This window comes from Stutzerimonas stutzeri (assembly GCF_000935215.1).
Classification (GTDB): domain Bacteria; phylum Pseudomonadota; class Gammaproteobacteria; order Pseudomonadales; family Pseudomonadaceae; genus Stutzerimonas.
In genome coordinates this window covers 1-5,325 of record NZ_JXXD01000215.1, presented here as the reverse complement: position 1 = coordinate 5,325, position 5,325 = coordinate 1, and the positions used below count along the sequence as shown (strand labels likewise).

Sequence of the window (5,325 nt, the reverse complement as noted above, 5' to 3'; positions counted from 1 at the left end):
GCCCGGAGATGGCGGTGCCGTTCTGGGCGCTCTGGTACCTGCTCGGCATGTTGCTGCCCGGCTTGCTCGGTGCACTACTCGGGCCGCGCCTGCTGCGCTGGTGAGGCGCCGCAGTGCGGCCTGGTCCGGCATAATCGTCGACCCGCCCGCGGAGCCAAAGACATGCAGATCGACGAAGAACTGACCCTGAAGAAGCTGGAAGTGTTTCTGGCCTTCATGCGCAGCGGCAATCTGGGCAAGGCCGCGGTGGAGCTGAACACCAGCAACGTCAGCGTGCACCGCGCCATCCACTCCCTGGAAAGCGCGCTGCGCTGCCCGCTTTTCAAGCACGAGGGGCGCAACCTGATCCCGCTGGAAAGCGCCTACGTGCTGGAAGAGCGCGCCCAGCAGCTGGTCAAGGACGTGCTCGAGACGGTGCGCCAGACCCGCGAAGCCGCCGGCTTTTCCGCCGAACGTTTCAAGCTCGGTGCGCTGTATTCGCTAACGGTGAAGACCGTGCCGCAGCTGATCATGGGGCTGAAGCTGCGCCGCAGCGAACTCAACATCGACCTGATCCTCGGCTCCAACGTCGACCTGCTCTACAAGCTGAAGAACATGGAGCTCGACGCCATCCTGGTGTCGCTCAACGAAAGCGTCGCAGACCCGGACTGCGCGCAGGTGCAGCTGTTTTCCGACGACATCTTCCTCGCCGCGCCGGCCGACTCGCCCTTCGCCAATCAGAGCGAGGTGGACCTCAGCGACCTGCGCGACGCCACCTTCATCACCCTGTCGCAGGGCTTCGCCACCCACCAGGACGGCAACCGGGTGTTCCAGCTGGCGGGCTTCGAGCCGAAGGTGGCGATGCAGGTGAACGACATCTTCACCCTGCTCAGCATGGTCAATTCCGGGGTCGGCTACGCGCTGCTGCCGGGGCGCGTGGGCATGGTCTACGAATCGCGGGTGCGGCTGATCCCGCTGCAGGCGCGTTATCACCTGCAGCAGCATATCGGCGTGGTATTCCTCAAGGCCAAGGAGCGCGACCCCAACCTACTGGCGCTGCTCGCCGAATGCCGGATGTACAGCCTGAAACACCCGAGTTGAAGCAGCGTCCGCATGCGGCCGAGCGGGACGGAAAGATGATTCGATGGGCGGCGCAGTGGTGGAAGAGGCTTCGCCGTCTTCCACCCTACGACCGCTGTGTTGGGCGACGTAGGATGGATAACGCGAAGCTTATCCACGCAGTCTTTCGCAACGACGCCGAGCGCGATACGGCCACTCAAAACCGCACGCCGGAAAGCACGGCCTGCGCCGAGCGTGAAGGTAGCCACACCGTGGGTGCAGAGCCGGCGCCGCAACGGTGGAAGAGGCTTCGCCGTCTTCCACCCTACGGCCGACTGCGTTATGCGACGGCTGTTTGCCCGGACGCAACCGGAGCCGGCCGGCCCAGGCTTTGCGCCACGACGTCACCGACCATGTCCGCGGTGATTGCACTCAGCGTCCAGCCCAGGTGGCCGTGGCCGGTGTTGTAGAACACGCATGGCGCGCTGCCGCGGCCGACCTTGGGCATCATGTTCGGCATCATCGGCCGCAGGCCGGCCCAGGGCACTACGCTGCGGGTGTTGACGCCGGGGAAGCACTGGTTGACCCAGTCCACCAGCGGGCGGATGCGATCGGCACGGATGTCGCGGTTGTAGCCGTTGAACTCGGCGGTGCCAGCGACGCGGAAGCGATCATCACCGAGGCGACTGCTGACCAGCTTGGTCTCGTCGTCGAGCAGGCTGACGATGGGTGCCGAGGCACGGCTGACTTCGTCGGCCAGGTTGACCGTGATCGAATAGCCCTTGACCGGATAGATGTTCACCCGGTCGCCGAGCTGCGCGGCTAGTCCACGGCTGGCGGTGCCGGCGCAGATCACCAGGCCGTCGAACTCCAGACGCTCGCCACCGGCAACGCCGCCCAGCGTCACGGTCGCGCGCTTGCCGTCGGTAGCCACCGCCTGCACGTCCTCGCCATACAGGCAACGCACGCCGAGGCGCTCGATCGCCATGGCCAGGCCATGGGTGAACTTGTGGATGTCGCCGGTGGAGTCGCACTCGGTGAAGTAGCCACCGTAGTAGGTGCCGGCCAAAGTCGGCTCGATGGCGCGCATCTCTTCCGGCGTCACGCTGCGCCGCGGCAGGCCGCCTTCGGCAAGCAGGCGCGAGACCAGCCCGGCATGCTCGAAGCCGGCCTTGTCGCGGTAGATGTGCAGGATGCCCTTCTTCTTCAGGTCGAAGTCGATGCCTTCCGCCTCGGCCCAGGCAAAAAGGTGCTCGCGCGCGGCGATGGCCAGGCGTGCGGTTTCGATGGTGTTCTGCCGGTAGTTGGGGATCGAGCCGATGAACTCGGCGAACCAGGACAGCTTGTGCCAACTAGGCTTGGGATTGACCAGCAGCGGCGCATCGCTCTTGAGCATCCACTTGAGGCCCTTGACGATGGTCGACCAGTGGTTCCAGACCTCGGCATTGGAGGCGGACAGCTGGCCGCCGTTGGCGAACGAGGTTTCCATCGCCGCGTAGCGGTGCTTTTCCAGCAGGGTGACGGAGAAGCCGCGCTTGGCCAGGGCATAGGCGGTGGTGACGCCGGTGATACCGCCACCGATGACTGCGATTGTTTTCATTGTTGTCGCTCCAGAACGTCAAGGGGGTCATAGCCCGTGCGCCCAACGCGCGGCGGGCGCCCCCTCTGTTCTGGACCTGAGAGATTCACGAGCGCGTGACGCGGCTCGCTTGCTCCTTCGGTGCGCCCGGCGACGAAAACCGGGCGGCTCTTCAGAGTTTCAGCGGTGATAGCGGTCCTTTTGCCTGAGAGTTTCCGGGGCGGTTGCTCCTTCGGCGCTGCCATGCGGCAGTCTCTCCCGCAATCACATCGATCCGCGTCGATCGCCAGCTGCGGCAAATCGTCACGCAATCGCAGGAGACACCCTGCCAGAAAAACCTAGCGCTGTAACCCCCGACGTTGGCCCGAGAAGACGAGAGGCCGGGCGAAGGGCGCAGCCGCTCGCGCCCAGCGCCGGCCGGCGGCATCGCTTCAGACCTGGAAGCGCGCGGTCAGCTCCTGCAGCTCGCTGCCCAGCCGCGCCAGCTGCACCGTCGAGGCCGCGGTCTGCTGCGCGGCAGCCGCCGACTGCTCGGCCACATCGCGCACGCTGAGCACGCTGCGGTTGATGTCTTCGGCCACCGAACTCTGCTCTTCCGACGCCGTGGCGATCTGCATGTTCATCGCCTGGATGGTTGAGATCGTGCGGGTAATGGCCTGCAGCTCGTCGCCGACATCACGCGCCAGCCTGACCGTCTCATCTGCCAGGCCGCGGCTGCTGTCCATCAGCGAGGAGGCATGCAGCGCGCCCTTCTGCAGGTTGCCGATCAGCTCCTCGATCTGCGCCGTGGACTGCTGGGTGCGCAACGCCAGGCCGCGCACCTCGTCGGCCACCACGGCGAAACCGCGACCGGCGTCACCGGCACGAGCCGCTTCGATGGCGGCATTGAGGGCAAGCAGGTTGGTCTGCTCGGCAATGCCGTTGATCACCGTGAGCACTGTGCTGATGCCGGCCGTTTCCTGGTTCAGCTGCGCCATTGCCTCGGCCGACAGCCCGACCTGGGAGGACAGGCGGTCGATCTGCGTCAGGGCCCGCTGCACCACCACATCACCCTGCGCCGCTTGGCGGTCGGCATGCTGCGCGGCGCTGGATGCCTCGTCGGCATTGCGCGCCACCTCCTGCACGGTCGCGGCCATCTCGTGCATGGCGGTGGCGACCTGATCGGTCTCCAGGCGCTGGCTCTGGATGCCCGCGCTGGTCTGTTCGGTCACCGCCGAAAGCTCCTCTGCCGCGCTGGCCAGCTGGCCGGTGATGCCGCTCATGCGGCCGATCAGGTCACGCAGATTGTCACGGGTGCGGTCCAGCGCATCGAGCAGCTGGCCGAACTCGTCGCTGCGTCGCTGCCGCGGCTGCTCGGTCATGTCGCCGGCACCGATGCGTGCGGCGATCGCCACGGCCTGGGCCAGCGGTTGCGTCAGCTGACGCACGATGAGCCAGCTGATCAGCGATCCCAGCGCCACCGCCAGCAGCGTGATCGCCAGCAGCAGCGCTTTCTTCTGCCCGGCTTCGGCGCTGCGCTTGTCGGTCTGAATCTGCACGATTTCGCTGGTGTTGCGGTAGATGCTGTCGAAGATGCTTTGCATTTCTTCGCGCGCCTGCGCCTGGGCGGCGACGATCGGCGGCAACTGGCCGAACTGGCGGATATAGGTCGCCACCGAATCACGCAGAGGCTGCAGGTCGACGCCAGGGGTGCCGGCCAGCTGGGTATCCAGCCTGTCCACCGCCGCCTGCAGCGTGCTGAACTGTTGCTGCAATTGCTGCAGCGACTGCTCGGTCTCGGTCATCAGATAGCCGCGCACCATGAAGCGCACCATGCGGTTGTGCTTGGAGACTTCACCGGCCTGCAGGCCGATGGCTGCGCTGCGCGGATCCTCATGCATGACCGGTGCGTCCGGCGTGCCAGCCCAGCGGGCCTCCAGCTCGGCGATCAGTGCGTCGGACGTATTGCCGGCCGCGACCCAGCTGCTGCGCGTCTTCACTTTGCGTTCCCAGAGCCCGGCCAGTTCGAGGAAGCGCTGGCGGTAGTGCTGGGCCTTATTGGCGATCGCCTCCAGACGCTGCAGGTCCTGCGGATCGCTGAATTCAGCCTTCTGCTGCTGCACCAGCTCGACGACCCGGGCCACGGACTGTTCGACCGCCTCGACATGCCTGGGATCGCCGCGGGTCTCGAAGGCGACCTGGGCGTAACGGATGCGGTTGGCCTCGTCGAGCAACCTGGCCGCGCTCTGCGCCTTGTCGCTGCGCGAGATCAGTGCATCCATGCCATAGATACCGATCAGTGCAACGGCGATGGTCAGCGCCAGAACGGCGGCGAAGCCGAGGGCCAGTTTGTGACTGACCTTGAGAGAGTTCATCTTTCGGTATTCCTTGATGAACGCAAACGCGCCCCGGAAGGGCGCGCTGCGTATGGCTAGTGACTACAGCCGTGGTCGGCTCAGCCCAACAATCCACGCATGACGAAGAACAGAAGCGACGGCCCGAGCAGGCAACCCAGCGCGGTGTAGAACGCCGCAGTCAGGCAGCCGTAGGGCACCAGGCGGGCATCGGTGGCCGCCAGGCCGCCGGCCACACCGCTGGAGGTGCCGATCAGGCCGCCGAAGATCACCGCGGCACGGGGGTTGTTCAGGCCGATCATCGGCGCCACGAACGGCGTCGCGATCATCACCAGAATCGCCTTGACCAGGCCCGCGGCGATCGACAGCGCCATC

The 5,325-nt window shown here is 66.1% G+C and carries 4 protein-coding genes, 1 pseudogene and 1 riboswitch; of the genes and pseudogenes, 2 read left to right on the top strand and 3 right to left on the bottom strand.

Annotated elements, in window-relative coordinates; translation table 11 throughout:
* Positions 1 to 8: 8 nt before the first annotated feature.
* Positions 9 to 104 carry an NrsF family protein gene (locus LO50_RS24300; RefSeq protein ID WP_425522005.1) on the top strand — a complete coding sequence of 32 codons (96 nt, stop codon included), beginning with the start codon at positions 9 to 11 and terminating at the stop codon, positions 102 to 104.
* A 58-nt stretch (positions 105 to 162) separates the two neighbouring features.
* Complete coding sequence (locus LO50_RS19180; RefSeq protein ID WP_003303887.1) at positions 163 to 1,080, top strand: LysR family transcriptional regulator; 918 nt, start codon at positions 163 to 165, stop codon at positions 1,078 to 1,080.
* A 298-nt stretch (positions 1,081 to 1,378) separates the two neighbouring features.
* Here the strand turns inward: LO50_RS19180 and LO50_RS19175 are convergent, their stop codons facing one another.
* From LO50_RS19175 to LO50_RS19165, 3 genes and pseudogenes are all read right to left on the bottom strand, one after another.
* The gene (locus tag LO50_RS19175) at positions 1,379 to 2,638 is read right to left on the bottom strand and encodes a D-amino acid dehydrogenase (protein WP_044316024.1); all 1,260 of its coding nucleotides are present in this window, start codon (positions 2,636 to 2,638) and stop codon (positions 1,379 to 1,381) included.
* A gap of 162 nt (positions 2,639 to 2,800) precedes the next feature.
* A riboswitch (glycine riboswitch) is annotated at positions 2,801 to 2,888 on the bottom strand.
* 160 nt (positions 2,889 to 3,048) lie between these two features.
* Complete coding sequence (locus LO50_RS19170) at positions 3,049 to 4,971, bottom strand: methyl-accepting chemotaxis protein (protein WP_003303884.1); 1,923 nt, start codon at positions 4,969 to 4,971, stop codon at positions 3,049 to 3,051.
* Between the two features lie 80 nt (positions 4,972 to 5,051).
* Positions 5,052 to 5,325, bottom strand: a pseudogene (locus tag LO50_RS19165) (malonate transporter subunit MadM); the annotation flags it as partial.

Bases quoted from the DNA above. Each gene is read 5' to 3' on its own strand.
- LO50_RS24300 (WP_425522005.1), top strand. From the start codon at position 9: ATGGCGGTGCCGTTCTGGGCGCTCTGGTACCTGCTCGGCATGTTGCTG.
- LO50_RS19180 (WP_003303887.1), top strand. From the start codon at position 163: ATGCAGATCGACGAAGAACTGACCCTGAAGAAGCTGGAAGTGTTTCTG.
- LO50_RS19170 (WP_003303884.1), bottom strand. From the start codon at position 4,971: ATGAACTCTCTCAAGGTCAGTCACAAACTGGCCCTCGGCTTCGCCGCC.
- LO50_RS19175 (WP_044316024.1), bottom strand. From the start codon at position 2,638: ATGAAAACAATCGCAGTCATCGGTGGCGGTATCACCGGCGTCACCACC.